The sequence below is a fragment of the Streptomyces sp. NPDC093598 genome (assembly GCF_044764825.1).
GTDB lineage: Bacteria > Actinomycetota > Actinomycetes > Streptomycetales > Streptomycetaceae > Streptomyces.
This window is the reverse complement of sequence record NZ_JBIWIV010000003.1, coordinates 197930-219701: the sequence shown is the minus strand read 5'-3', so window position 1 is coordinate 219701 and position 21772 is coordinate 197930. Positions and strand designations below refer to the sequence as shown.

General features: G+C 67.9%; 19 protein-coding genes. 10 read left to right on the top strand and 9 right to left on the bottom strand.

Annotated elements, in window-relative coordinates; all coding sequences use genetic code 11:
* Window positions 1–111 precede the first annotated feature (111 nt).
* The gene (locus tag ACIRDU_RS12795) at window positions 112–1557 is read left to right on the top strand and encodes a CCA tRNA nucleotidyltransferase (protein WP_403577846.1); all 1446 of its coding nucleotides are present in this window, start codon (window positions 112–114) and stop codon (window positions 1555–1557) included.
* Between the two features lie 222 nt (window positions 1558–1779).
* On the opposite strand, the gene ACIRDU_RS12790 is transcribed toward ACIRDU_RS12795, so the two are convergent.
* The 3 genes from ACIRDU_RS12790 to ACIRDU_RS12780 form a co-directional block, all read right to left on the bottom strand.
* The gene (locus ACIRDU_RS12790; RefSeq protein ID WP_403577843.1) at window positions 1780–3042 is read right to left on the bottom strand and encodes an MFS transporter; all 1263 of its coding nucleotides are present in this window, start codon (window positions 3040–3042) and stop codon (window positions 1780–1782) included.
* A gap of 89 nt (window positions 3043–3131) precedes the next feature.
* Complete coding sequence (locus ACIRDU_RS12785) at window positions 3132–4214, bottom strand: inositol-3-phosphate synthase (protein ID WP_403577841.1); 1083 nt, start codon at window positions 4212–4214, stop codon at window positions 3132–3134.
* A gap of 44 nt (window positions 4215–4258) precedes the next feature.
* Complete coding sequence (locus ACIRDU_RS12780; RefSeq protein WP_403577838.1) at window positions 4259–4942, bottom strand: PadR family transcriptional regulator; 684 nt, start codon at window positions 4940–4942, stop codon at window positions 4259–4261.
* A gap of 402 nt (window positions 4943–5344) precedes the next feature.
* Between ACIRDU_RS12780 and ACIRDU_RS12775 the strand changes: the two genes are divergently transcribed.
* Window positions 5345–7999 carry a transglycosylase domain-containing protein gene (locus tag ACIRDU_RS12775; protein ID WP_403577835.1) on the top strand — a complete coding sequence of 885 codons (2655 nt, stop codon included), beginning with the start codon at window positions 5345–5347 and terminating at the stop codon, window positions 7997–7999.
* A gap of 127 nt (window positions 8000–8126) precedes the next feature.
* Window positions 8127–9638, top strand: a complete 1512-nt coding sequence (locus ACIRDU_RS12770; protein ID WP_403577832.1) for a glycosyltransferase family 87 protein — start codon at window positions 8127–8129, stop codon at window positions 9636–9638.
* A 123-nt stretch (window positions 9639–9761) separates the two neighbouring features.
* Here ACIRDU_RS12770 and ACIRDU_RS12765 read toward each other — a convergent pair whose 3' ends face one another.
* From ACIRDU_RS12765 to ACIRDU_RS12755, 3 genes are all read right to left on the bottom strand, one after another.
* On the bottom strand, window positions 9762–10793 hold the full coding sequence (locus ACIRDU_RS12765) for an alanine racemase (RefSeq protein ID WP_298553217.1): 1032 nt from the start codon (window positions 10791–10793) through the stop codon (window positions 9762–9764).
* A gap of 82 nt (window positions 10794–10875) precedes the next feature.
* Window positions 10876–11997, bottom strand: coding sequence for a peptidoglycan bridge formation glycyltransferase FemX (gene femX / locus ACIRDU_RS12760; protein ID WP_403577828.1), 1122 nt, complete (start codon window positions 11995–11997; stop codon window positions 10876–10878).
* Between the two features lie 165 nt (window positions 11998–12162).
* Window positions 12163–12468, bottom strand: a complete 306-nt coding sequence (locus ACIRDU_RS12755) for a hypothetical protein (RefSeq protein ID WP_403577826.1) — start codon at window positions 12466–12468, stop codon at window positions 12163–12165.
* Between the two features lie 264 nt (window positions 12469–12732).
* Between ACIRDU_RS12755 and rpsF the strand changes: the two genes are divergently transcribed.
* From rpsF to rplI, 4 genes are all read left to right on the top strand, one after another.
* Window positions 12733–13023 carry a 30S ribosomal protein S6 gene (gene rpsF, locus ACIRDU_RS12750; RefSeq protein WP_104779105.1) on the top strand — a complete coding sequence of 97 codons (291 nt, stop codon included), beginning with the start codon at window positions 12733–12735 and terminating at the stop codon, window positions 13021–13023.
* A 71-nt stretch (window positions 13024–13094) separates the two neighbouring features.
* Window positions 13095–13691, top strand: a complete 597-nt coding sequence (locus ACIRDU_RS12745; protein WP_403577823.1) for a single-stranded DNA-binding protein — start codon at window positions 13095–13097, stop codon at window positions 13689–13691.
* Between the two features lie 45 nt (window positions 13692–13736).
* Window positions 13737–13973 (top strand): 30S ribosomal protein S18, encoded by a 237-nt coding sequence (rpsR, locus tag ACIRDU_RS12740; RefSeq protein ID WP_003949403.1) that lies wholly within the window; start codon window positions 13737–13739, stop codon window positions 13971–13973.
* 18 nt (window positions 13974–13991) lie between these two features.
* Window positions 13992–14438, top strand: coding sequence for a 50S ribosomal protein L9 (gene rplI, locus ACIRDU_RS12735; protein ID WP_033309881.1), 447 nt, complete (start codon window positions 13992–13994; stop codon window positions 14436–14438).
* Between the two features lie 169 nt (window positions 14439–14607).
* On the opposite strand, the gene ACIRDU_RS12730 is transcribed toward rplI, so the two are convergent.
* Window positions 14608–15945, bottom strand: coding sequence for an MATE family efflux transporter (locus tag ACIRDU_RS12730; RefSeq protein WP_403577820.1), 1338 nt, complete (start codon window positions 15943–15945; stop codon window positions 14608–14610).
* 460 nt (window positions 15946–16405) lie between these two features.
* Here ACIRDU_RS12730 and dnaB point away from each other — a divergent pair, with 460 nt between their 5' ends.
* Both dnaB and ACIRDU_RS12720 read left to right on the top strand, forming a co-directional pair.
* Complete coding sequence (dnaB, locus tag ACIRDU_RS12725; protein WP_184847958.1) at window positions 16406–17887, top strand: replicative DNA helicase; 1482 nt, start codon at window positions 16406–16408, stop codon at window positions 17885–17887.
* Between the two features lie 72 nt (window positions 17888–17959).
* The gene (locus ACIRDU_RS12720; RefSeq protein WP_403577818.1) at window positions 17960–19345 is read left to right on the top strand and encodes a serine hydrolase domain-containing protein; all 1386 of its coding nucleotides are present in this window, start codon (window positions 17960–17962) and stop codon (window positions 19343–19345) included.
* Window positions 19346–19409: 64 nt separating this feature from the next.
* On the opposite strand, the gene ACIRDU_RS12715 is transcribed toward ACIRDU_RS12720, so the two are convergent.
* Complete coding sequence (locus ACIRDU_RS12715; protein ID WP_403577815.1) at window positions 19410–19862, bottom strand: GNAT family N-acetyltransferase; 453 nt, start codon at window positions 19860–19862, stop codon at window positions 19410–19412.
* 79 nt (window positions 19863–19941) lie between these two features.
* Complete coding sequence (locus ACIRDU_RS12710) at window positions 19942–20406, bottom strand: MarR family winged helix-turn-helix transcriptional regulator (protein WP_403577813.1); 465 nt, start codon at window positions 20404–20406, stop codon at window positions 19942–19944.
* Between the two features lie 142 nt (window positions 20407–20548).
* Here ACIRDU_RS12710 and ACIRDU_RS12705 point away from each other — a divergent pair, with 142 nt between their 5' ends.
* Window positions 20549–21757, top strand: a complete 1209-nt coding sequence (locus tag ACIRDU_RS12705) for an MFS transporter (RefSeq protein WP_403577811.1) — start codon at window positions 20549–20551, stop codon at window positions 21755–21757.
* Window positions 21758–21772: the final 15 nt, after the last annotated feature.

Sequence of the window (21772 nt, the reverse complement as noted above, 5' to 3'; positions counted from 1 at the left end):
GCCTTACAGCTCAAGGGCTGGGCTTGTACGCGTATAACGGACGTGTCCCATGCTTCTGCATGCGTAATAGGAGGAGGTCGCGGTGGCCCGGGCCACGTACCCTCTTCTGTTGTGCCGAACGCCAACGAAGAAACGTCCAGTGTCCTGAGCCAGGTGCAGCATCGCGCGGTGAGTGAACTGCTGCGGGTCGCTCCTGTCGCCGATGACCTCGCCCGCCGCTTCCAGGAGGCCGGGTTCTCACTCGCCCTGGTCGGCGGCTCGGTCCGGGACGCGCTGCTGGGCCGGCTCGGCAACGACCTCGACTTCACGACCGACGCCCGCCCCCAGGACGTCCTCAAGATCGTGCGTCCTTGGGCGGACGCCGTCTGGGAGGTCGGGATCGCCTTCGGCACGGTCGGCGCCCACAAGGGCGGCTACCAGATCGAGGTGACCACGTACCGCTCGGAGGCCTACGACCGCACCTCGCGCAAGCCCGAGGTGTCGTACGGCGACTCCATCGAGCAGGACCTCGTCCGCCGTGACTTCACAGTGAACGCGATGGCGGTGGCGTTGCCGGAGAAGGAGTTCGTCGACCCGCACGGCGGGCTCGAGGACCTGGCGGCACGTGTGCTGCGCACGCCCGGCACTCCGGAGGAGTCGTTCTCGGACGACCCGCTGCGCATGATGAGGTCCGCCCGTTTCGCGGCCCAGCTCGACTTCGAGGTCGCCCCCGAGGTCGTCACCGCGATGACGGAGATGGCCGGGCGTATCGAGATCGTCTCGGCCGAGCGGGTGCGGGACGAGCTGAACAAGCTGATCCTCTCCCGCCGGCCGCGTAAGGGCCTGACGTTGCTGGTGGAGACGGGCCTCGCCGAACGCGTGGTGCCCGAGCTGCCGGCCCTGCGCCTGGAGCGTGATGAGCACCACCGCCACAAGGACGTCTATGACCACACGCTGATCGTTCTCGAGCAGGCGATGGCGTTGGAGGAGGACGGTCCTGACCTCACCCTCCGCCTGGCTGCCCTGCTGCACGACATCGGCAAGCCGCGTACGCGCCGCTTCGAGAAGGACGGCCGGGTCTCGTTCCACCACCACGAGGTGGTCGGGGCGAAGATGACCAAGAAGCGCATGACGGCCTTGAAGTACTCCAACGAGCTGGTGAAGGACGTCTCACGTCTGGTCGAACTCCACCTGCGCTTCCACGGCTACGGCACCGGTGAGTGGACGGACTCGGCGGTCCGCCGTTACGTCCGTGACGCCGGCCCGCTCCTCGACCGTCTGCACAAGCTGACCCGCTCGGACTGCACCACGCGCAACAAGCGCAAGGCGGCGGCCCTGTCGCGCGCCTACGACGGCCTGGAGGAGCGGATCGCCAAACTTCAGGAGCAGGAGGAGCTGGACTCCATCCGCCCGGACCTCGACGGCAACCAGATCATGGAAGTTCTCGGTATCAGCCCCGGTCCGGCCATCGGTCGCGCGTACAAGCACATGCTGGAGCTGCGGCTGGAGCACGGGCCGATGGAGCACGAGGCGGCGGTGGCCGCTCTCAAGGAGTGGTGGGCCGGTCAGGGGGGATGAGGCTGTGAAACGGGGTCATGTTTCACGTGAAACATGACCCCGTGGAGACAGGAAAGAGGGGCGGTGTTTCACGTGAAACACCGCCCCTCTCTCCTGTCTGCCTTACTTCGTGTAGTTCTTTAGGCAGAGCAGGAAGTCCTTGCCGTCACCGCTCTGGGTGTACACGTACTTCCCCACGGACAACGGAGTGGTCAGAAGTGGTTCTGTGTCATTGATGTGACACTACTGGCGGTCAAACCGGGCCAGAGCTACAGCTACTGCCGCGTAGATAACGGCGATCGTGATCACCAGCGGAACCGATCGGCCGTCCGGCGGCAGCATCAGAGCGGCGACGGCGGCCGCGCCGACGAAGGAAACGTTGAAGAGGACGTCGTAAACCGAGAAGATCCGGCCACGGAACCCGTCCTCGACGGAGGACTGGACGATGGTGTCCGTGGAGATCTTCGCGCCCTGGGTGGTCAGCCCCAGCACGAAAGCCGCGGCCAGCAGCGGGGCGGTGGCGAACGGCAGCCCGAGAGCGGGCTCCAGCAGCGCCGCGGACCCGGCGCACACGACGATCCAGCGACCCGGCCCGAGCCGCCCCGCGGTCCAGGGTGTCACCACGGCCGCCGCGAAGAACCCGGCGCCGGAGACGCCCAAGGCCAGTCCCAGCAGGGCGAGTCCGTCGTCCGTGGTCGAGGTGAGGGCGTAGCGGCACAGCATCAGCAGCATGACCAGCAGGGCGCCGTAGCAGAACCTCATCAACGACATCGCCGCGAGCGCCCAGGCCGCCTCACGGCGCTGAGGCGCGGCCAGATGACGCACGCCTGCCGCCAGGTCGCGAGCGGTGGCCGTGAGAGCCGTCCCGAGCCGCTCGCGCGCCAAGGGCTTGTCAGGGCCGAGGAGTTCCCGCGCCATGCTCAGCGACGCCAGGGCCGCACACAGATACAGCCCGGCGCCCACGAGTACCACCGCGGCGTCGGAGTCCGCCACCACCAGGCGCACGACGAAGGCCAGTCCGCCGCCCGCGGTCGCGGCCAGCGTTCCGGCGGTCGGTGAGAGGGAGTTGGCGATGACCAGGCGGTCGGCGTCGACCACGCGCGGCAGGGCGGCGGACAGGCCGGACAGGACGAAGCGGTTGACGGCGGTGACGCACAGAGCCGAGACGTAGAAGAGCCAGTCGGGAGCCGGACTGAGGATCAGCACGGCCGTCGCGCAGGCCAGCAGGGCGCGCAACAGACTCCCGAACAGCAGCACCTGACGCCGCCGCCAGCGATCCAGCAGCACACCGGCGAAAGGGCCGACGAGGGAGTACGGGAGCAACAGCACCGCCATCGCGGAGGCGACCGCGGCCGCCGAGGTCTGCTTCTCCGGCGAGAAGACCACGTACGCGGCGAGCGCGACCTGGTAGACGCCGTCGGCACCCTGGGACAGCAGACGCACGGCGAGCAGGCGCCGGAAACCCTGGAAGCGCAACAGGACGCGCAGGTCACGGACGACGGCCATGGGGCCCAGCCTCACATACGGGGAAGGTCCCCGGGCCGTACGACCCGGGGACCCTCACAGCCCTGGCAGGAGCGACTGGTTGCGGCGCCTCAGCGCTCGACCTCACCCTTGATGAACTTCTCGACGTTCTCGCGGGCCTCGTCGTCGAAGTACTGCACGGGCGGGGACTTCATGAAGTAGCTGGACGCGGAGAGGATGGGGCCGCCGATGCCGCGGTCCTTGGCGATCTTCGCGGCGCGCAGGGCGTCGATGATGACGCCGGCGGAGTTCGGCGAGTCCCAGACCTCCAGCTTGTACTCCAGGTTCAGCGGGACGTCACCGAAGGCACGGCCTTCGAGGCGGACGTAGGCCCACTTGCGGTCGTCGAGCCAGGCGACGTAGTCGGACGGGCCGATGTGGACGTTGCCCTCGCCCATTTCGCGGTCGCGGATCTGGGAGGTGACGGCCTGCGTCTTGGAGATCTTCTTCGACTCGAGGCGGTCGCGCTCGAGCATGTTCTTGAAGTCCATGTTGCCGCCGACGTTCAGCTGCATCGTGCGGTCCAGGACGACGCCCCGGTCCTCGAACAGCTTCGCCATCACACGGTGCGTGATGGTGGCACCGACCTGCGACTTGATGTCGTCGCCGACGATCGGGACGCCCGCCTCGGTGAACTTGTCCGCCCACTCCTTGGTGCCGGCGATGAAGACCGGAAGGGCGTTGACGAAGGCGACCTTGGCGTCGATGGCGCACTGCGCGTAGAACTTCGCCGCGTCCTCGGAGCCGACGGGCAGATAGCAGACGAGGACGTCGACCTGCTGGTCCTTGAGGACCTGGACGACGTCGACCGGCTCCTCGGCGGACTCCTCGATGGTTTCGCGGTAGTACTTGCCGAGGCCGTCGAGGGTGTGGCCGCGCTGCACCGTCACACCGGTGCTGGGTACGTCGCAGATCTTGATGGTGTTGTTCTCGGAGGCGCCGATGGCGTCCGCCAGGTCGAGACCGACCTTCTTGGCGTCCACGTCGAACGCGGCGACGAACTCGACGTCGCGGACGTGGTAGTCGCCGAACTGGACGTGCATCAGGCCCGGCACCCTGGACGCCGGGTCGGCGTCCTTGTAGTACTCGACTCCCTGCACCAGCGATGCGGCACAGTTGCCCACACCGACGATGGCTACGCGAACCGAACCCATTCCGGTTGCTCCCTGTGTGTACGAGTGAGGCCCTGAGTGGGCTCTCACGTGGCGGTGTCGTCGGGCGTATCCGGCCGGGGGTCGTCCCCCGGCCGGGGCAGGCCGCCCGACGCTCCAGATGTGGTGTCACGCGCGGCGGGCTCCCCGGTGGCCGGACCCTTGAGGTCCCGCCCCGCCCGCTCGCTCTCGATGAGCTCGTTCAGCCAGCGCACCTCACGCTCCACGGACTCCATTCCGTGGCGCTGGAGCTCGAGCGTGTAGTCGTCGAGGCGCTCCCGGGTCCGGGCCAGGGAGGCGCTCATCTTCTCCAGACGCTCTTCCAGCCGGCTGCGGCGGCCTTCCAGCACGCGCATGCGCACGTCGCGTGAGGTTTGCCCGAAGAAAGCGAAACGGGCGGCGAAGGTCTCGTCCTCGTACGCGTCGGGCCCGGTCTGCGAGAGCAACTGCTCGAAGTGCTCCTTACCCTCCGCCGTCAACCGGTAGACGATCTTGGCGCGGCGCCCCGCGAGGGGGGCGGCGAGGGCGTCCTCGGGGGCGTTCCCCGGTTCCTCGATCAACCAGCCGTTGGCGACCAGCGTCTTGAGGCAGGGGTAGAGCGTCCCGTAGCTGAACGCACGGAACACACCCAGTGACGTGTTGAGCCGTTTGCGCAGCTCATACCCGTGCATCGGAGATTCGCGGAGCAGGCCGAGTACGGCGAACTCGAGGATGCCGGAACGCCGGCTCATCGTCGCCTCCTCTCGCCGCGGTGCGCATGTATCAGCCCGATGTGTCGGGCCGATGTGTCGTGCTGATGTATCGACTCGATACATCACGACGATAGAACGGCCTTCCGGATGCGACAAGAGGGGGTCGGGTGAACGGGATCACATCACCGATTCATCGGACGCGAGTTGCCTGATTTGAGGTGAAGTTCGGGCCTCGGGAGGTTTTGACGGTGCGTAGTCTGTGCGCCATGCACATCACCGGGAACCGAGTGACGCCTGAGAGCGTCGCCGTCTTCGGTGTAGTACGGGTGCATGCGGGACCGATGAATGCGGAGCCGACCGCATCCGTACTTCGGGGGGACCGGAAACCAGCCGCCGTTTCCAGGCGCGCAGGGGTGCGCCTGCCCGAGGAGTAGTCGTTCGATGAGCGAGCACCGTCGCAAACCGCCGCAGCCGCAGGGAGGCGGACGTGCCGCGGCCCGACGCGGCCAGTCCGGTTCGTCCTCCGGCCGCCGTGCGGCACCGCGAGGCGCCACCGGGTCTCCGTCCGACTCCTATGGGTCGGACGCTTACGACTCAGGGGGTGAGGAGCGTCAGTACGGCAGCCGTGCCGAGGCCCGCCGTGCGGCGCAGAGAAGCACGGGTGGCAGCCGCCGCAGAGCGGCCGAACCGGCCCGAGGCGGCCGGCGTGCCGGTCCCGGCGGCCCGAACGGGCCCGGCCGGGGCAGGGGGCGCGCGGCCGCCGTCCCCGACAAGAAACGGCTGATCGACTATCCGCGGGCGGGCAAGTACGGCTGGCAACGTTGGATGCCGTCCTGGAAGCTCGTCTCCGGCCTGTGCATCGGCTTCTTCGGCAGCCTGGTGGCCGTGGCGGGCATCGGCTACGCCATGGTGGGCGTCCCCAATGAGGAGAACGCTGCGGCCCTGTCGCAGAACAACGTCTACTACTGGGCCGACGGCACCCAGATGGTCGCGGCGGGCAGCGGCCAGAACCGGCAGAACGTGACGATCGACCGGATCCCCAAGGCCATGCAGTGGGCGGTGATCTCGGCCGAGAACAAGAGCTTCTACCAGGACTCCGGCGTCGACCCCATGGGTATCGCCCGGGCCCTGGCCAACATGGCCCGGGGGGGGAACACGCAGGGCGGTTCGACGATCACCCAGCAGTTCGTCAAGAACACCTACCTGAGCCAGGAACAGACGGTCACCCGTAAGTTCAAGGAGATGTTCATCTCCATCAAGGTGGGCACCAAGGTCTCCAAGCCGGTGATCCTCCAGGGCTACCTGAACACCTCCTACTACGGCCGTGGCGCCTACGGCATCCAGGCCGCCGCTCAGGCCTACTACGGCAAGGAAGCGAAGGACCTCAAGCCGAGTGAGTGTGCCTTCCTCGCCGCTCTTCTGAAGGGCCCGACCTACTACGACCCGGCGGGCAACGAGAGCATCGACCCTGCGGCGAACAAGGACGACAACCTCAAGCGGTCAAAGGTGCGTTGGGCCTGGATCCTCGAGCAGATGCACAACGACAACAAGCTCACGGACCAGCAGTACCAGGACGCGATCAAGGAATACCCCATGCCCCAGGACCGCAAGGCGTCCAAGGGCATGAGCGGCCAGATCGGGTACCTGGTGGACACGGCCAAGAAGTACGTCCTGAACCACTCCAACATCTCCGAGAAGCAGTTCGACCTGGGCGGCTACCAGATCAAGACGACCTTCAAGAAGGCCAACGTCGAGGCGCTGGCGAAGGCCGTCAAGAAGGTCGAGAAGGAGAAGCTCGACCCGAAGAACCGTGAGCTGGACAAGCACGTCCAGTTCGGTGCGGCGTCGGTGAAGCCCAAGGACGGCGCGATCGTCGCGCTCTACGGCGGTGCGGGGTACGAGAACGGCCACTTCAACAACAACGCGGACACCTCGGGTGTCCCCGTCGGTTCGACGTGGAAGCCGTTCGTGCTCGCCGCTGCGATGGAGCACGGCACCTACCGGAGCGACGGTCCTCTCTCGCCGATGAGCAAGTACAACGGCAACGACCATCTCAAGGTCAAGAACAACGACGGCTCGTACGTCCTGAAGAAGGACAACACCCCGTTCTTCCAGGAGAACGAGAGCGACCACCCCTGGGGCTACATCTCCCTGCGCAAGGCGATGGAGCAGTCGGTCAACACCCCGTTCGTGCAGCTCGGCATGGATGTGGGAATGAGGAACGTACGGGACGTGGCAGAGAAGTCCGGCATCCTGGACGCCAGCTTCGCCGAGCTCAACCCGTCGTTCGCGCTCGGTACGTCGACTCCCAGTGCGATCCGGATGGCCGACGCTTACGCGACGTTCGCCGCAGCGGGTAAGCAGGCCGCCCCGTACTCGGTGACCAGCGTCAAGTACAACGGTCAGGAAGTCCAAGGCTTCGACAAGCCGAGGATCACCCAGGCGATGCCCGAGAAAGTGGCCAACAATGTCACGGACACTCTGGAGAACGTGATCCAGAACGGTACGGGTAAGAACGCGCTGTCCCTGGGCCGTACGGCGGCCGGTAAGACCGGTACCACCGACGAGAACAAGTCGGCCTGGTTCGTCGGCTACACGCAGCAGCTGTCGACCTCGGTCGCGATGTTCCGTGAGGACCCCAAGAGCGCCAAGCTGCTCTCCATGAACGGCACGGCGGGTGAGGAGTCCATCCACGGCGGTGACGTCCCCACGCTGGTGTGGACGGAGTACATGAAGGCCGCGCTGAAGGGCAAGCCCGACCTCGGCTTCCCGGAGGCCGAGGAGATCGGCGAGATCCAGGACCAGGCGGGTGCCCCGACACCGACCCCGACGCCCAGCGTCGTGCCCAGCGAGACGGTGACCGAGTCGCCGAGTGCCACGCCCAGCGAGAGCCCGACGCTTCCGTCGCCCACGCCGAGCGACACCTGCGGGTTCTTCGGGTGTGAGAACGACGGTGGCGCGCAGAACGGCGGCACTGGCAACGGGGGCACAGACGGAGGGGCGTCCACCGAGCCCACGCCAACCGATACGAACCTGGACGGCGGCAACAGCAGGGGCAACGGCAACGGAGGCATCTTCGGCGGCCCCGAGGGATAGCCGCTGCCGACAGATCGCCCGGCTTGGGTGTTTCACGTGAAACGCGAGGGCGTTTCACGTGAAACAAGGGCCGCCGTCCCACTTGGGCACGGCGGCCCTCGGCGTATTACTGGACACGTACGGCAGGATGTGCGGCATGCCCAGTGCAGAATCGACGCAAGCGAGCGTCCACGAGCCGGACCCGGTGCGGCCGACCAAGGAGGACGAGGTCGCCGCGGCCGGCAGCGAGCTGATCGGCGGCCCGCTCGGGCGGCGTGCCCTGCTCGGGGCGTCCTGGTGGACTCCCGTGCGGGTGATCGCGCTGGTGGCGATCGGCATGTTCGCCCTCGGCCTGGTCCAGAAGGCGCCCTGCTACAACGGCGCCTGGTTCTTCGGCGCGAGTTCCCAGTACACGCACGCGTGCTACTCGGACATCCCGCACCTCTACCAGGGGCGCGGTTTCGCCGACGGGCTCGTGCCGTACTTCGACAGGCTCCCCGGTGACATGCAGTACCTGGAGTATCCGGTGCTCACCGGTGTCTTCATGGAGGTCGCCTCCTGGCTCACACCCGGCAGCGGCACCATCCAGTACCAGGAGCAGTGGTACTGGATGGTCAATGCCGGAATGCTCATGGTGTGTGCGTCGGTCATCGCCGTCTGCGTGACCCGCACCCACGCCCGGCGTCCCTGGGACGGCCTGCTGGTCGCCCTGGCGCCCGCCGCCGCGCTGACCGCGACCATCAACTGGGACCTGCTCGCGGTCGCTCTGACGGCCGCGGCGATGCTGATGTGGTCGCGCGGCCGATCCCTCGCCTTCGGCGTCCTGCTGGGGCTCGCCACGGCCGCCAAGCTCTACCCCTTCCTGCTCCTCGGGCCGCTGATGGTGCTGTGCTGGCGCGCGGGCAGGTGGCGTGAGTTCGGGGCGGCTGTGGGCGGCGCGATCGTCGCCTGGGTCGTCGTGAACGGGCCGGTGATGCTCTTCGCGTTCGAGGGCTGGTCGAAGTTCTACACGTTCAGCCAGGAGCGGGGCGTCGACTTCGGCTCCTTCTGGCTGATCATGGCCCAGAACTCGGACAACCCGCTCAGCACCGACACCGTCAACACCATGGCCACGCTGCTGATGCTGGTGTGCTGTGCGGCCGTCGCGGCGCTCGCACTGACCGCCCCCCGCCGCCCGCGGTTCGCCCAGCTCGCCTTCCTGATCGTGGCGGCGTTCATCCTCACCAACAAGGTCTACTCGCCGCAGTACGTCCTGTGGCTGGTGCCGCTGGCCGCTCTCGCCCGGCCGAAGTGGCGGGACTTCCTGATCTGGCAGGCCTGCGAGGTGGCGTACTTCCTGGGGATCTGGCTGTACCTCGCGTACACGACCAGCGGAGACGCACACAAGGGCCTGCCCACCGACGGCTACCACTGGGCCATCGGCCTGCATCTGCTGGGGACTGCGTACCTGTGCGTGATGGTCGTGCGGGACATCTTCATGCCGGAGCGGGATCCGGTGCGGCGGTCCGGTGACGACGACCCCTCGGGCGGAGTGCTCGACGGCGCCGAGGACGTCTTCGTTCTCGGACCCGCGGCCCGCCCCCGGCGGCACATGACCGCCCAGTTCGACGGCCCACCGGTCGAGTGGGGCAGGCCGGGTCCTACGGGCGGTTCGCTCTGAGCGAACGGCGCGAGATGCCGTAGCAGGGAAACGAAGAAGGCCGAAGAAGGCAGAAGAAGGCCGTACACGGGAAGCCGTGCACGGCCTTCTTGCTGCGCTGCGAGGGACGGTGCGTGGCGCCCGTCAGCGGTCCATGATCCGGTCGAACTGCGTGGTGGTGTGCCGCAGATGGGCCACCAGCTCATCGCCGACCTTCGGCTCCGGCGCATCCGCCGGCACGAACAGGATCGAGACCTGCATGTGCGGCGGCTCCGCGAACCAGCGCTGCTTGCCACCCCAGACGAACGGGGAAAGGTTCCGGTTCACCGTCGCGAGGCCGGCGCGGGCGACGCCCTTGGCACGCGGCATGACGCCGTGCAGCGCCTTGGGAGCCTCCAGCCCCACTCCGTGCGACGTACCGCCCGCCACGACCACCAGGAAGCCGTCGGAGGCCGCCTTCTGCTGCCGGTAGCCGAAGCGGTCGCCCTTGGCGACGCGCGTGACGTCCAGGACCGCGCCGCGGTACTCCGTGGCGTCGTGGTCCCCCAGCCACAGCCGCGTGCCGATGCGGGCCCGGAACCGGGTCTGCGGGAACTGCTGCTGGAGCCGGGCGAGTTCCTCGGCCTTGAGATGGCTCACGAACATGGTGTGCAGGGGCAGCCGGGCGGCACGCAGCCGGTCCATCCAGCCGATGACCTCCTCGACGGCGTCCGAGCCGTCGGTGCGGTCCAGCGGCAGGTGGAGGGCGAAGCCCTCCAGGCGGACGTTCTCGATGGCGGCGTGCAGTTGGGCCAGGTCCTGCTCACTGATGCCGTGCCGCTTCATCGAGGACATCACCTCGATCACCACCCGGGCACCGACCAGGCCGTACACACCGTCTATCGACGAGACGGAGCGGATGACCCGGTCCGGCAGCGGCACCGGCTCCTCGCCACGCCGGTACGGGGTCAGCACCAGCAGGTCCCCGCCGAACCAGTCCTTGATCCGGGCGGCCTCGTACGTCGTGCCGACGGCGAGGACGTCCGAGCCCAGCCGCGTGGCCTCCTCCGCCAGCCGCTCGTGCCCGAAGCCGTAGCCGTTGCCCTTGCAGACCGGCACGAGGCCCGGGAACTGCTCCTGCACATGCTTGTGGTGCGCACGCCAGCGCGCGGTGTCGACGTAGAGCGTGAGCGCCATGGCCGGACCTGGAACCTTTCTCGTGGTCGCCGTGTATCAGCGGTTGCCGTGTATCAGAGGTATAGAAGCACTGAACGGGACATCAGCGGCGCGACATGTAGATGTCGAGCGCCTTGTGCAGCAGCTTGTTCAGGGGGAAGTCCCACTCGCCCAGGTACTCGGCCGCCTGGCCGCCGGTACCCACCTTGAACTGGATCAGACCGAAGAGGTGGTCGGTCTCGTCCAGTGAGTCGGAGATGCCGCGCAGGTCGTAGACGGTGGCGCCGAGCGCGTAGGCGTCGCGCAGCATCCGCCACTGCATCGCGTTCGAAGGCCGGACCTCGCGGCCGATGTTGTCGGAGGCGCCGTACGAGTACCAGACGTGCCCGCCGACGATCAGCATCGTCGCGGCCGACAGGTTCACGCCGTTGTGCCGGGCGAAGTACAGCCGCATGCGGTTGGGGTCCTCGGTGTTGAGGGCCGTCCACATGCGCTGGAAGTACGACAGCGGGCGCGGCCGGAAGTGATCGCGTACGGCCGTGATCTCGTACAGCCGCTGCCATTCCTCGAGGTCCTGGTAGCCGCCCTGGACGACCTCGACGCCGGCCTTCTCGGCCTTCTTGATGTTGCGGCGCCACAGCTGGTTGAAGTTCTTGTGGACCTCTTCCAGCGAACGGTTCGCCAGCGGCACCTGGTACACGTAACGGGGCTGGACGTCGCCGAAGCCGGCGCCGCCGTCCTCGCCCTGCTGCCAGCCCATGCGGCGCAGCTTGTCGGCCACCTCGAAGGCGCGCGGCTCGATGTGGTCGGCCTCGATGTCGCGCAGCCGCTTCACGTCCGGGTTCTGGATGCCCGCCTTGATGGAGGGGGCCTCCCAGCGCCGGATGATCACCGGCGGGCCCATCTTCACGGAGAAGGCGCCCTGCTGCTTCAGGTGCGCCAGCATCGGCTCGATCCATTCCTGCAGATTCGGCGCGAACCAGTTGATGACCGGGCCCTCGGGCAGGTAGGCGAGGTAGCGCTTGATCTTGGGAAGCTGCCGGTAGAGGACCAGGCCGGCACCGACCATCTCGCCGGTGCGGTCGTCGAACCAGCCGAGGTTCTCGGAGCGCCACTCCGCCTTGACGTCAGCCCAGGCCGGGACCTGCATGTGGCTCGCCGACGGCAGGCTCTGGATGTAGGCCAGATGCTGCTCGCGACTGATGGTCCTCAGGGTCAGGCTCATTCGGGGCGCTCCTCGGGCTGGTGTGTCCCCATGGGTTCAGGGGCTCCGGCTCTCGCGCGAAGCCTACTGCGCCTTGGGAGCGCGCCGGTTGGGCGTACGGGACCTTCGCCCCGGCCCGAGGCCGGCCGGGGCGTGACCGGTGTTCAGAGAAGGGGTGTCCTGGCGTCAGCCGATGAGGCCGCCGTGCGCCATGCCCAAGAAGAACCCGACGCCCGCTGCGCCCAGGCCCAGGATCAGACCGAAGCGCTCCCGGGTCGTCTCCGAGATCCACTGGCCGTACGCGCCCGTGAGGATGCCCACGAGGCCGGCCCAGGAGCTGAGCAGATGCAGGTCCTCCTCGATGATCGCCGTGAGGAACGACATGAGGCCCAGCACCAGGGTCACCGCGAGCAGGGCGTCCTGGAGGGGATGGGGCTTGCCGTCCGTGGCGAAGAGGCCGCCGGCGGGGTTGGGTCGCAATGCCTGTGCCATAGGGCACCTCCTGCGAAAGTCGGCGCATCGTAGCGCCATACACACCCGATGTGTACAGATTGGCTGCCCTGGCGGCCGGATTTCAACCGCAAGCCGCTGTGCGGGTACTCTGTACCGTCCGCACCGGTGTCTGCCCATGTCATGGCAGGGGCTTCTCGTCAGAAACCCCGACTGTCAGTGGTGGCCGATACCGTTGCCTACGCATCACAACCCTCCTGCCACGGAACGACCGTGGCCGCTGAGTCCAAAGGAGGTGGGTTCCACATGCGTCACTACGAGGTGATGGTCATCCTCGACCCCGAGGTCGAGGAGCGCGCTGTCTCTCCGCTGATCGAGAACTTCCTCTCTGTCGTCCGTGACGGCGGCGGAAAGGTCGAGAAGGTCGACACCTGGGGCCGTCGTCGTCTCGCGTACGAGATCAAGAAGAAGCCCGAGGGCATCTACTCGGTCATCGACCTGCAGGCCGAGCCTGCGGTCGTCAAGGAGCTCGACCGCCAGATGAACCTGAACGAGTCGGTCCTCCGGACCAAGGTCCTCCGTCCCGAGATGCACTGAGCTTCCACGCTCAGCTGATCCCGGGATTCGAGTAGCAAGCAGCCAGAGCAAACCCGCCGAGAGGTTCCCCCATGGCAGGCGAGACCGTCATCACGGTCGTCGGCAATCTTGTCGACGACCCCGAGCTGCGCTTCACCCCCTCCGGTGCGGCGGTCGCGAAGTTCCGTGTCGCGTCCACCCCCCGCACCTTCGACCGCCAGACGAACGAGTGGAAGGACGGCGAGAGCCTCTTCCTGACCTGCTCGGTCTGGCGTCAGGCGGCGGAGAACGTCGCGGAGTCGCTTCAGCGAGGCATGCGCGTCATCGTGCAGGGCCGGCTGAAGCAGCGGTCCTACGAGGACCGTGAGGGCGTCAAGCGCACGGTCTACGAGCTGGACGTCGAGGAAGTCGGCGCCAGCCTGCGCAACGCCACGGCCAAGGTCACCAAGACCAGCGGCCGCAGTGGCCAGGGTGGCCAGGGTGGCTTCGGCGGCGGCGGTGGCGGCCAGGGTGGCGGCGGCTGGGGCGGCGGCCCCGGTGGCGGCCAGCAGGGCGGCGGCGCTCCCGCAGACGACCCCTGGGCGACCGGTGCTCCCGCCGGTGGCAACCAGGGCGGTGGCGGCGGCTGGGGTGGAAACTCCGGCGGCGGCAGCGGTGGCGGCGGCTACTCGGACGAGCCCCCCTTCTAGGGGTGGGTTCGCACTCACACTTCTTGATCACACAGGAGAAACACCATGGCTAAGCCGCCTGTGCGCAAGCCGAAGAAGAAGGTCTGCGCTTTCTGCAAGGACAAGGTCACGTACGTGGACTACAAGGACACGAACATGCTGCGGAAGTTCATTTCCGACCGCGGCAAGATCCGTGCCCGCCGCGTGACCGGCAACTGCACGCAGCACCAGCGTGACGTCGCCACGGCCGTGAAGAACAGCCGTGAGATGGCGCTGCTGCCCTACACCTCCACCGCGCGATAAGGGAAGGGTGACCGACTCATGAAGATCATCCTCACCCACGAGGTCTCCGGCCTCGGTGCCGCGGGCGACGTCGTCGACGTCAAGGACGGTTACGCTCGCAACTACCTGATCCCGCGGAAGTTCGCTATCCGCTGGACCAAGGGTGGCGAGAAGGACGTCGAGCAGATCCGTCGTGCTCGCAAGATCCACGAGATCCAGACCATCGAGCAGGCCAACGCTGTGAAGGCCCAGCTCGAGGGCGTCAAGGTCCGTCTGGCCGTTCGCTCCGGCGACGCCGGTCGTCTCTTCGGTTCCGTCACGCCGGCCGACATCGCTTCCGCGATCAAGGCCTCCGGCGGACCCGAGGTCGACAAGCGCCGTATCGAGCTCGGCTCGCCGATCAAGACGCTGGGCGCTCACGAGACGTCCGTGCGTCTGCACCCCGAGGTTGCCGCCAAGGTCAACATCGAGGTCGTCGCGGCCTGAGTGCCGTGCTTGCTGAAGCAGTAAGCGATGGGGCCGCACCCTGGGGGTGCGGCCCCATTCGTGTCTGCTGGGGGCATGCCTCCCGAGCGGCGTCCTGTTTCACGTGAAACACCGCGTTCTGTGGAGCACCGTGTTTCACGTGAAACAGGCAGCGTTTCACGTGAAACGGTCAGCGGGTCGCGCCCGTCACGATCCAGCGGCCCGAGCGGGCGCGGAGCCACAGGGTCAGCATCCGCACGGTCATCATCAGTGTCATCGTGGCCCAGAGGGCGGTGAGTCCACCGCCCAGCACCGGGACCAAGAGAGCGACGGGCGTAAAGACCGCCAGTGTGAGCAGCATGGCCCAGGCGAGGTAAGGGCCGTCACCGGCGCCCATCAGGACTCCGTCAAGGACGAAGACGATGCCGGAGATCGGCTGGGAGAGGGCGACGATGATCAGGGCGGGCAGTGCCACATCCTTGACCGCCGGGTCACTGGTGAACAGGGGCAGGAATCCCGGTCGGGTGATGACCACCAGGGCACCGAGGACGACGCCGACGGCGATGCCCCACTCCACCATGCGACGGCACGCGTCCCGGGCGCCCTGGGTGTCACCGGCTCCGAGGTAGCGCCCGATGATGGCCTGCCCCGCGATGGCGATGGCGTCGAGGGCGAAGGCCAGGAGGCTCCACAGGGAGAGGATGATCTGGTGGGCGGCGATGTCGGCATCTCCGAGCCGGGCGGCGACCGCCGTGGCGATCATCAGGATGGCCCGCAGGGAAAGGGTGCGGACCAGCAGGGGCACACCGGCTTGCGCGCAGGCCCTGATCCCGGCGGCATCCGGGCGCAGCGAGGCACCGTGCTTGCGGGCTCCTCGCAGAACCACCACGAGGTAGACCGCTGCCATGCCGCACTGGGCGATGACGGTACCCCACGCGGAACCGGCGATCCCCAGATCGGCGCCGTAGACGAGCCCGGCGTTGAGGGCACCGTTGGCGACGAAGCCTGCGATGGCGACGTAGAGCGGGGTTCTGGTGTCCTGCAGACCGCGCAGAACACCGGTCGCGGCGAGGACGACGAGCATGGCCGGTATGCCGAGCACGGAGATGCGCAGATACGTGGTCGCGTAGGGAGCTGCCGCGTCCGAGGCGCCGAACAGGTCCACCAGGTGGGGTGCCGTCGGCAGGGCGACGGCGACCACGGCAGCGCCGAGGAGCAGTGCCAGCCAGATACCGTCCATGCCCTGCCGGATGGCTGACTGGAGGTCGCCCGCTCCGACACGGCGGGCAACCGCTGCTGTGGTGGCATAGGCGAGGAAGACGAAGACGCTCACGGCCGTCATCAGCAGGGCCGAGGCGACGCCGAGGCCGGCGAGTTGGGCCGTGCCCAGATGGCCCACGATGGCGGTGTCGACCATGAGGAAGAGGGGCTCGGCGACGAGGGCGCCGAAGGCCGGCACGGCCAGTGCGACGATCTCTCGGTCGTGCTGTCTCCGGCCGGTTCGGCGGCGCGCAGGGGCCTGTGTCATGTGCACCAATCTAATCGTCCACAGGTAAGAGATGTAAAGCTTTCTCGCCCCTTACTTTCCGTCCAGGGGTGCGCACTGCTGTGCAGTGTTCGAGGTGATCTTGCGCCGGTTGGGGAAGTTTTTCTTCTGCACAGCCGGTGGACGGCAAAGCCGCAGGTCAGGGCGGTTTCCACGGAGGGTGGCGCTGCTTGTTCACAGGCCTGTCCACCGGCTCGTGCACAGGTTTCGCGGAGTTCTCCACAGCATCTGGGCCCTCGTCCACATGGGCTGTGGATAACCAGATTGGCTGACGGTGCCGAGAGGCCTACGGTGGTCCGGCGCCCGCTCCGTCCGCCGGTTCCACAAACACCACAAAACCGGCGCGTGCCAACCGGAGTTGGGCCTCTTATTTGTCAGTGCCGTGCCGTAGAACAGAGGGGCACGGCTAGGTCTGCTTCGGCGGACGGGAGGAGGTGGCTCGGTGAGCATTTCCGAGCCCTTGGACGATCCGTGGGCCGACAGCGGTCCCAGTGATCGTCTGCCCGCCTCCCGTCGACGTGGTGACGGAGCCCGGGGCCGCGACGAACAGCATGAGCGCGGCAGGGATAACGGGGGGTGGGACGGCGGATCGGCCCCGTCGTTCGAGCGGGTACCACCCCAGGACATCGACGCCGAGCAGTCCGTCCTCGGCGGCATGCTCCTGTCCAAGGACGCCATTGCGGACGTCGTCGAGATCCTCAAGGGCCATGACTTCTACAAGCCGGCCCACGAGACGATCTACCAGGCCGTCCTCGACGTCTACGCCAAGGGCGAGCCGGCCGACCCCATCACGATCGCGGCGGAGCTCACCAAGCGTGGCGAGATCAACAAGGTCGGCGGGGCGTCGTATCTGCACACCCTCGTCCAGACGGTGCCCACGGCGGCCAACGCGGCGTACTACGCGGAGATCGTCCACGAGCGGGCCGTGCTGCGCCGCCTGGTCGAGGCCGGTACCCGCATTACGCAGATGGGATACGCGGCCGACGACGACGTCGACGAGATCGTCAACCGCGCCCAGGCAGAGGTCTACGCGGTCACCGAGCAGCGGACCAGCGAGGACTACCTCCCGCTCGGCGACATCATGGAGGGCGCGCTCGACGAGATCGAGGCGATCGGCTCGCGCAGCGGCGAGATGACGGGCGTTCCCACGGGGTTCACCGACCTCGACTCCCTCACCAATGGTCTGCACCCGGGGCAGATGATCGTCATCGCGGCCCGTCCCGCCATGGGCAAGTCGACGCTTGCCCTGGACTTCGCCCGGGCCGCTTCGATCAAGCACAACCTGCCGAGCGTCATCTTCTCCCTGGAGATGGGCCGCAACGAGATCGCGATGCGTCTGCTGTCCGCAGAGGCCCGCGTCGCCCTGCACCACATGCGGTCCGGCACCATGACGGACGATGACTGGACGCGCCTGGCGCGCCGGATGCCCGAGGTCTCGTCCGCACCGCTCTACATCGACGACTCCCCGAACCTGTCGATGATGGAGATCCGCGCGAAGTGCCGTCGGCTGAAGCAGCGCAACGACATCAAGCTCGTGATCATCGACTATCTGCAGCTGATGCAGGCCGGTGGTTCCAAGCGCTCCGAGAGTCGGCAGCAGGAGGTCTCGGACATGTCCCGGAACCTCAAGCTCCTGGCGAAGGAGCTGGAGGTTCCGGTGATCGCGCTCTCCCAGCTCAACCGTGGTCCCGAGCAGCGTACGGACAAGAAGCCGATGGTGTCCGACCTGCGTGAGTCGGGTTCCATCGAGCAGGACGCCGACATGGTGATCCTTCTGCACCGCGAGGACGCGTACGAGAAGGAGTCTCCGCGCGCGGGCGAGGCGGACATCATCGTGGGCAAGCACCGTAACGGCCCTACGGCGACGATCACGGTCGCCTTCCAGGGCCACTACTCGCGGTTCGTGGACATGGCGCAGACCTGATCGGAATCGACCTCACAGGCTCTGCCCCGAATGTGCTCGACGAGGGGATGCCGGGCCAGGTGGACTGGGTCCATGACGACATCTCAGGAAGAGCTGCTTCCCGGCACGCGCCGCGCCCTGCTGCACCGGATCGCTGTCGCGCAGGCCGAAGGGCGGGCTCCGTCGCTCGTCGCGGCTGTGGTGCGAGGCGGGACAACGGTGTGGACGGGCGCGCGGACCTCGGTGGAAGGGCATGCGCCGGACGAGAACGTGCAGTACCGGATCGGCTCGATCACCAAGACGTTCACGGCGGTTCTCGTGCTGCGGCTGCGTGACGAGGGAGCACTGGATCTCGGTGATCCGCTGGAGAAGCATCTGCCGGGCACCGGTGTGGGGGAGGCGACCATCGCCGAACTTCTCGCACACACAGGGGGATTGGCAGCCGAGACACCAGGGCCGTGGTGGGAGCGGAGCCCCGGGGCCCTGCGGCCCGAACTCGCCGACGTCCTGGGTGAGCGGCCCCTGCTGACCCCGCCCGGCCGCCGGTTCCACTACTCCAACCCCGGGTACGCGCTGCTGGGGGCACTCATCGAGGAGCTCCGCGGGGCGTCCTGGGAGGAGGCCCTTCGGCGTGAAGTGCTCGAACCCCTGGGGCTGCACCGCACGAGTGTGCGGCCGCAGGCGCCTCATGCGGGTGGCTGGGCCGTGCACCCCTGGGCCGACGTGATGCTTCCCGAGCCCACCGAGGATCTGGGCCGCATGGCACCGGCCGGGCAACTCTGGTCCACCACGGCTGACTTGGCGCGGTTCGCGGTCTTCCTGGTCAACGGCGACGAGCGGGTGCTGAGTGCCGAGTCGCTGCGGGAGATGAGGACACCGGCCGCGCCCCACGAGGCAGCGGACGTGGCAAGCGGCTACGCCTACTGTCTGGGCATGGAGATCCGGCGACGGAACGGACGGTCCCTCGTCGGCCACACCGGTTCGCTGCCGGGCTTCCTCGCCTGCCTGATGATCAGCGTCGAGGATGACGTGTCGGCGATCGCCCTGGCCAACGCCACTTCCGGGCCGCTGCTGTTCCCGGTCGCCGCTGATCTGGTCCGTATCGTCGCCGAGGCGGAGCCGCGTATCCCCGCGCCGTGGAAGCCGCTGAGCGAGGTCGACCCCTCGCTGCTGGAACTGACGGGGCAGTGGTACTGGGGGACGCACACCTTCGCTCTGCGGCTGACGGCCGACGGGCTGGTCTCACTGGGACCGTTGTCCGGCGGCGGCCGTCGGTCACGGTTCCGCTCGAACGGCGACGGCACATGGACAGGGCTGGAGGGCTACTACGCCGGCGAGCTTCTGAAGGCCGTACGGCGGCCCGACGGGTCCGTGAGCCACCTGGACCTCGGTTCGTTCGTGTTCACGCGTCAGCCCTACGACGAGGGGGCTCCTGTGCCGGGCGGTATCGATCGCGAGGGATGGCGTGGCATCGGTTAGGCGGCGATGTGGGGCGCCCTGTTTCACGTGAAACATGGCGCCCCGCGCACATCAGGCGCAGCTGTCACAGCTGGAGCTTGAAGCCTGTGTGGGAGGCCGTGAAGCCGAGCCGCTCGTAGAAGCGGTGGGCGTCGGTACGCGTCTTGTCGGAGGTCAGCTGGACCAACTGGCAGCCCTGGCCCCGGGATTCCTCGATCGCCCACTCGATGAGCCGGGTTCCCAGGCCGCTGCCGCGCTCGTCCGCGTGGATGCGCACCCCTTCGATGATCGACCTGGTCGCACCGCGTCGTGACAGTCCAGGAATGATCGTGAGCTGGAGCGTGCCGACGACCCGGCCCTCCCGGACCGCCACGATCAGGCGCTGGTTCGGGTCGGTGCTGAGCCGCTCCAGCGCGGTCAGGTACGGGGTGAGGTCGTCCGGTGACTCGCGCTGTGCGCCCAGCGGATCGTCGGCGAGCATGGCGACGATCGCCGGGACGTCGTCGGCGACGGCGGCACGCATTTCAAGATCTCCCATAAGCGCACCCTACGCAGGGACGGCTGGTAGGGGAGATGCCGCACGCGGTGACAACCTGTGCGGAGGCGTCCTGGGCGCCCTAGGCGGGCAGCGGGGCCTTCAGTGTCTCCACGACCCGGACCAGCGGGGCCAGCTCGGGGTTCTTCGCCGCTTCGTCGAGGGCCTCGCGCAGGGCTGCGTCATTGGTGGGCCTCGCCGCTTCCAGCAGCTCGAGGCCGGCCTCGGTGACGTTCGTGTAGATGCCTCTGCGGTCCGTGGGGCACAGGTAGCGCTCCAGAAGCCCGCGGTCTTCCAGCCGGGTGACCAGGCGTGTGGTGGCGCTCTGGCTGAGGACGACCGCGTCGGCGACCTGCTTCATCTGCAGATGGCCTCCGTCTCCGTCGTGCTGCCGGCTGAGCACGTCCAGCAGGGAGTACTCGCGTGCGCTGAGGTCGTGCTCCGCCTGCAGGGCGCGCTCGATGTGGGCCTCGATCCTCCCGTGGAGCAGGGAAAGGGCGCACCAGCTCTGGGCGAGAGCGGTGAGCGCGGGGTCCGTGGCTGTCATGGGCGTTTCCTCCGTCCCGGAGCTGCTGCCTCCCAGGATAGAGCAGATGTGCAATAGACGGCGGTTGCATTTAGCCCGCGTCTGCAACTATTGTGGACGCACGTAAGGCGCTCCTGCAATCGTCTGGGAAGGTAACCCCTCCATGCCTCTCGCGCTTCTGGCCCTCGCGATCGGGGCCTTCGGGATCGGAACGACAGAGTTCGTGATCATGGGCTTGCTGCCCGAGGTCGCGGGCGACTACGGGGTCTCCATCCCCACTGCCGGGTACCTGGTGACCGGCTACGCCCTTGGCGTCATGTTCGGCGCCCCGCTGATGACCGTGCTCGGCACCAAGATCTCCCGCAAGCGGATGCTGATGCTGCTCATGGGCCTGTTCGTCGTCGGCAACCTGCTCTCGGCGCTCGCCCCGGCCTTCTCCGTCATGCTGATCGGCCGGATCGTCGCCTCACTGGCCCACGGCGCCTTCTTCGGGATCGGCTCGGTCGTCGCGGCCGACCTCGTGGCCCCGGACAAGAAGGCCGGCGCCATCGCGATGATGTTCACCGGTCTGACCGTTGCCAACGTCGTCGGCGTCCCCCTGGGCACGCTCGTCGGCCAGTCCGTCGGCTGGCGGGTGACCTTCGGCATCGTCGCGGCCCTCGGCGTCATCGGCCTGGTCGGCATCGCCCGGCTCGTCCCCGACATGCCCAAGGTGGAGGGCGTGCGCCTGCGGCACGAGCTGGCCGCCTTCAAGAACGTGCAGGTGCTGCTCGCGATGGCCATGACCGTCCTCGGCTTCGGCGGCGTCTTCGCAGCCATCACCTACATCGCGCCGATGATGACCCACGTCGCAGGCTTCGCCGACGGCTCCGTCACCTGGCTGCTGGTCCTCTTCGGCCTCGGCATGGTCGGCGGCAACCTCGTCGGCGGCAAGTTCGCCGACCGCGCCCTGATGCCCATGCTGTACGTCGCCCTGGGCGCTCTGGCCATCGTCCTGGCGCTGTTCACCCTCACCGCCCACGACAAGCTGCTGTCGGCGATCACCATCACGCTGATCGGTGCCCTGGGCTTCGCCACCGTGCCGCCGCTCCAGAAGCGGGTCCTCGACCAGGCGCACGGCGCCCCGACCCTGGCCTCCGCCGTGAACATCGGCGCCTTCAACCTCGGCAACGCCCTGTCCGCCTGGCTCGGCGGCCTCGTGATCGCGGCGGGCCTCGGCTACACCGCTCCCAACTGGGTCGGTGCCGCCCTGGCCGCCGGGGCCCTGGTCCTGGCCGTTCTCTCGGCCGCTCTGGAGCGCCGTGCCGGCGGTCCCAGCACCGTCGTCACAGGATCAGCGCCGGCGGAACAGCGGGCCGCTGTCCACCACTGAGCCACCGGAGTACCC

Bases quoted from the DNA above. Each gene is read 5' to 3' on its own strand.
- ACIRDU_RS12730 (WP_403577820.1), bottom strand. From the start codon at position 15,945: ATGACACAGGCCCCTGCGCGCCGCCGAACCGGCCGGAGACAGCACGAC.
- femX (WP_403577828.1), bottom strand. From the start codon at position 11,997: ATGAGCCTGACCCTGAGGACCATCAGTCGCGAGCAGCATCTGGCCTAC.
- ACIRDU_RS12790 (WP_403577843.1), bottom strand. From the start codon at position 3,042: ATGGCCGTCGTCCGTGACCTGCGCGTCCTGTTGCGCTTCCAGGGTTTC.
- rpsF (WP_104779105.1), top strand. From the start codon at position 12,733: ATGCGTCACTACGAGGTGATGGTCATCCTCGACCCCGAGGTCGAGGAG.
- ACIRDU_RS12780 (WP_403577838.1), bottom strand. From the start codon at position 4,942: ATGAGCCGGCGTTCCGGCATCCTCGAGTTCGCCGTACTCGGCCTGCTC.
- ACIRDU_RS12755 (WP_403577826.1), bottom strand. From the start codon at position 12,468: ATGGCACAGGCATTGCGACCCAACCCCGCCGGCGGCCTCTTCGCCACG.
- rpsR (WP_003949403.1), top strand. From the start codon at position 13,737: ATGGCTAAGCCGCCTGTGCGCAAGCCGAAGAAGAAGGTCTGCGCTTTC.
- ACIRDU_RS12715 (WP_403577815.1), bottom strand. From the start codon at position 19,862: ATGGGAGATCTTGAAATGCGTGCCGCCGTCGCCGACGACGTCCCGGCG.
- ACIRDU_RS12765 (WP_298553217.1), bottom strand. From the start codon at position 10,793: ATGGCGCTCACGCTCTACGTCGACACCGCGCGCTGGCGTGCGCACCAC.
- rplI (WP_033309881.1), top strand. From the start codon at position 13,992: ATGAAGATCATCCTCACCCACGAGGTCTCCGGCCTCGGTGCCGCGGGC.
- ACIRDU_RS12710 (WP_403577813.1), bottom strand. From the start codon at position 20,406: ATGACAGCCACGGACCCCGCGCTCACCGCTCTCGCCCAGAGCTGGTGC.
- ACIRDU_RS12745 (WP_403577823.1), top strand. From the start codon at position 13,095: ATGGCAGGCGAGACCGTCATCACGGTCGTCGGCAATCTTGTCGACGAC.
- ACIRDU_RS12785 (WP_403577841.1), bottom strand. From the start codon at position 4,214: ATGGGTTCGGTTCGCGTAGCCATCGTCGGTGTGGGCAACTGTGCCGCA.
- ACIRDU_RS12770 (WP_403577832.1), top strand. From the start codon at position 8,127: ATGTGCGGCATGCCCAGTGCAGAATCGACGCAAGCGAGCGTCCACGAG.
- ACIRDU_RS12705 (WP_403577811.1), top strand. From the start codon at position 20,549: ATGCCTCTCGCGCTTCTGGCCCTCGCGATCGGGGCCTTCGGGATCGGA.
- ACIRDU_RS12720 (WP_403577818.1), top strand. From the start codon at position 17,960: ATGACGACATCTCAGGAAGAGCTGCTTCCCGGCACGCGCCGCGCCCTG.
- ACIRDU_RS12775 (WP_403577835.1), top strand. From the start codon at position 5,345: ATGAGCGAGCACCGTCGCAAACCGCCGCAGCCGCAGGGAGGCGGACGT.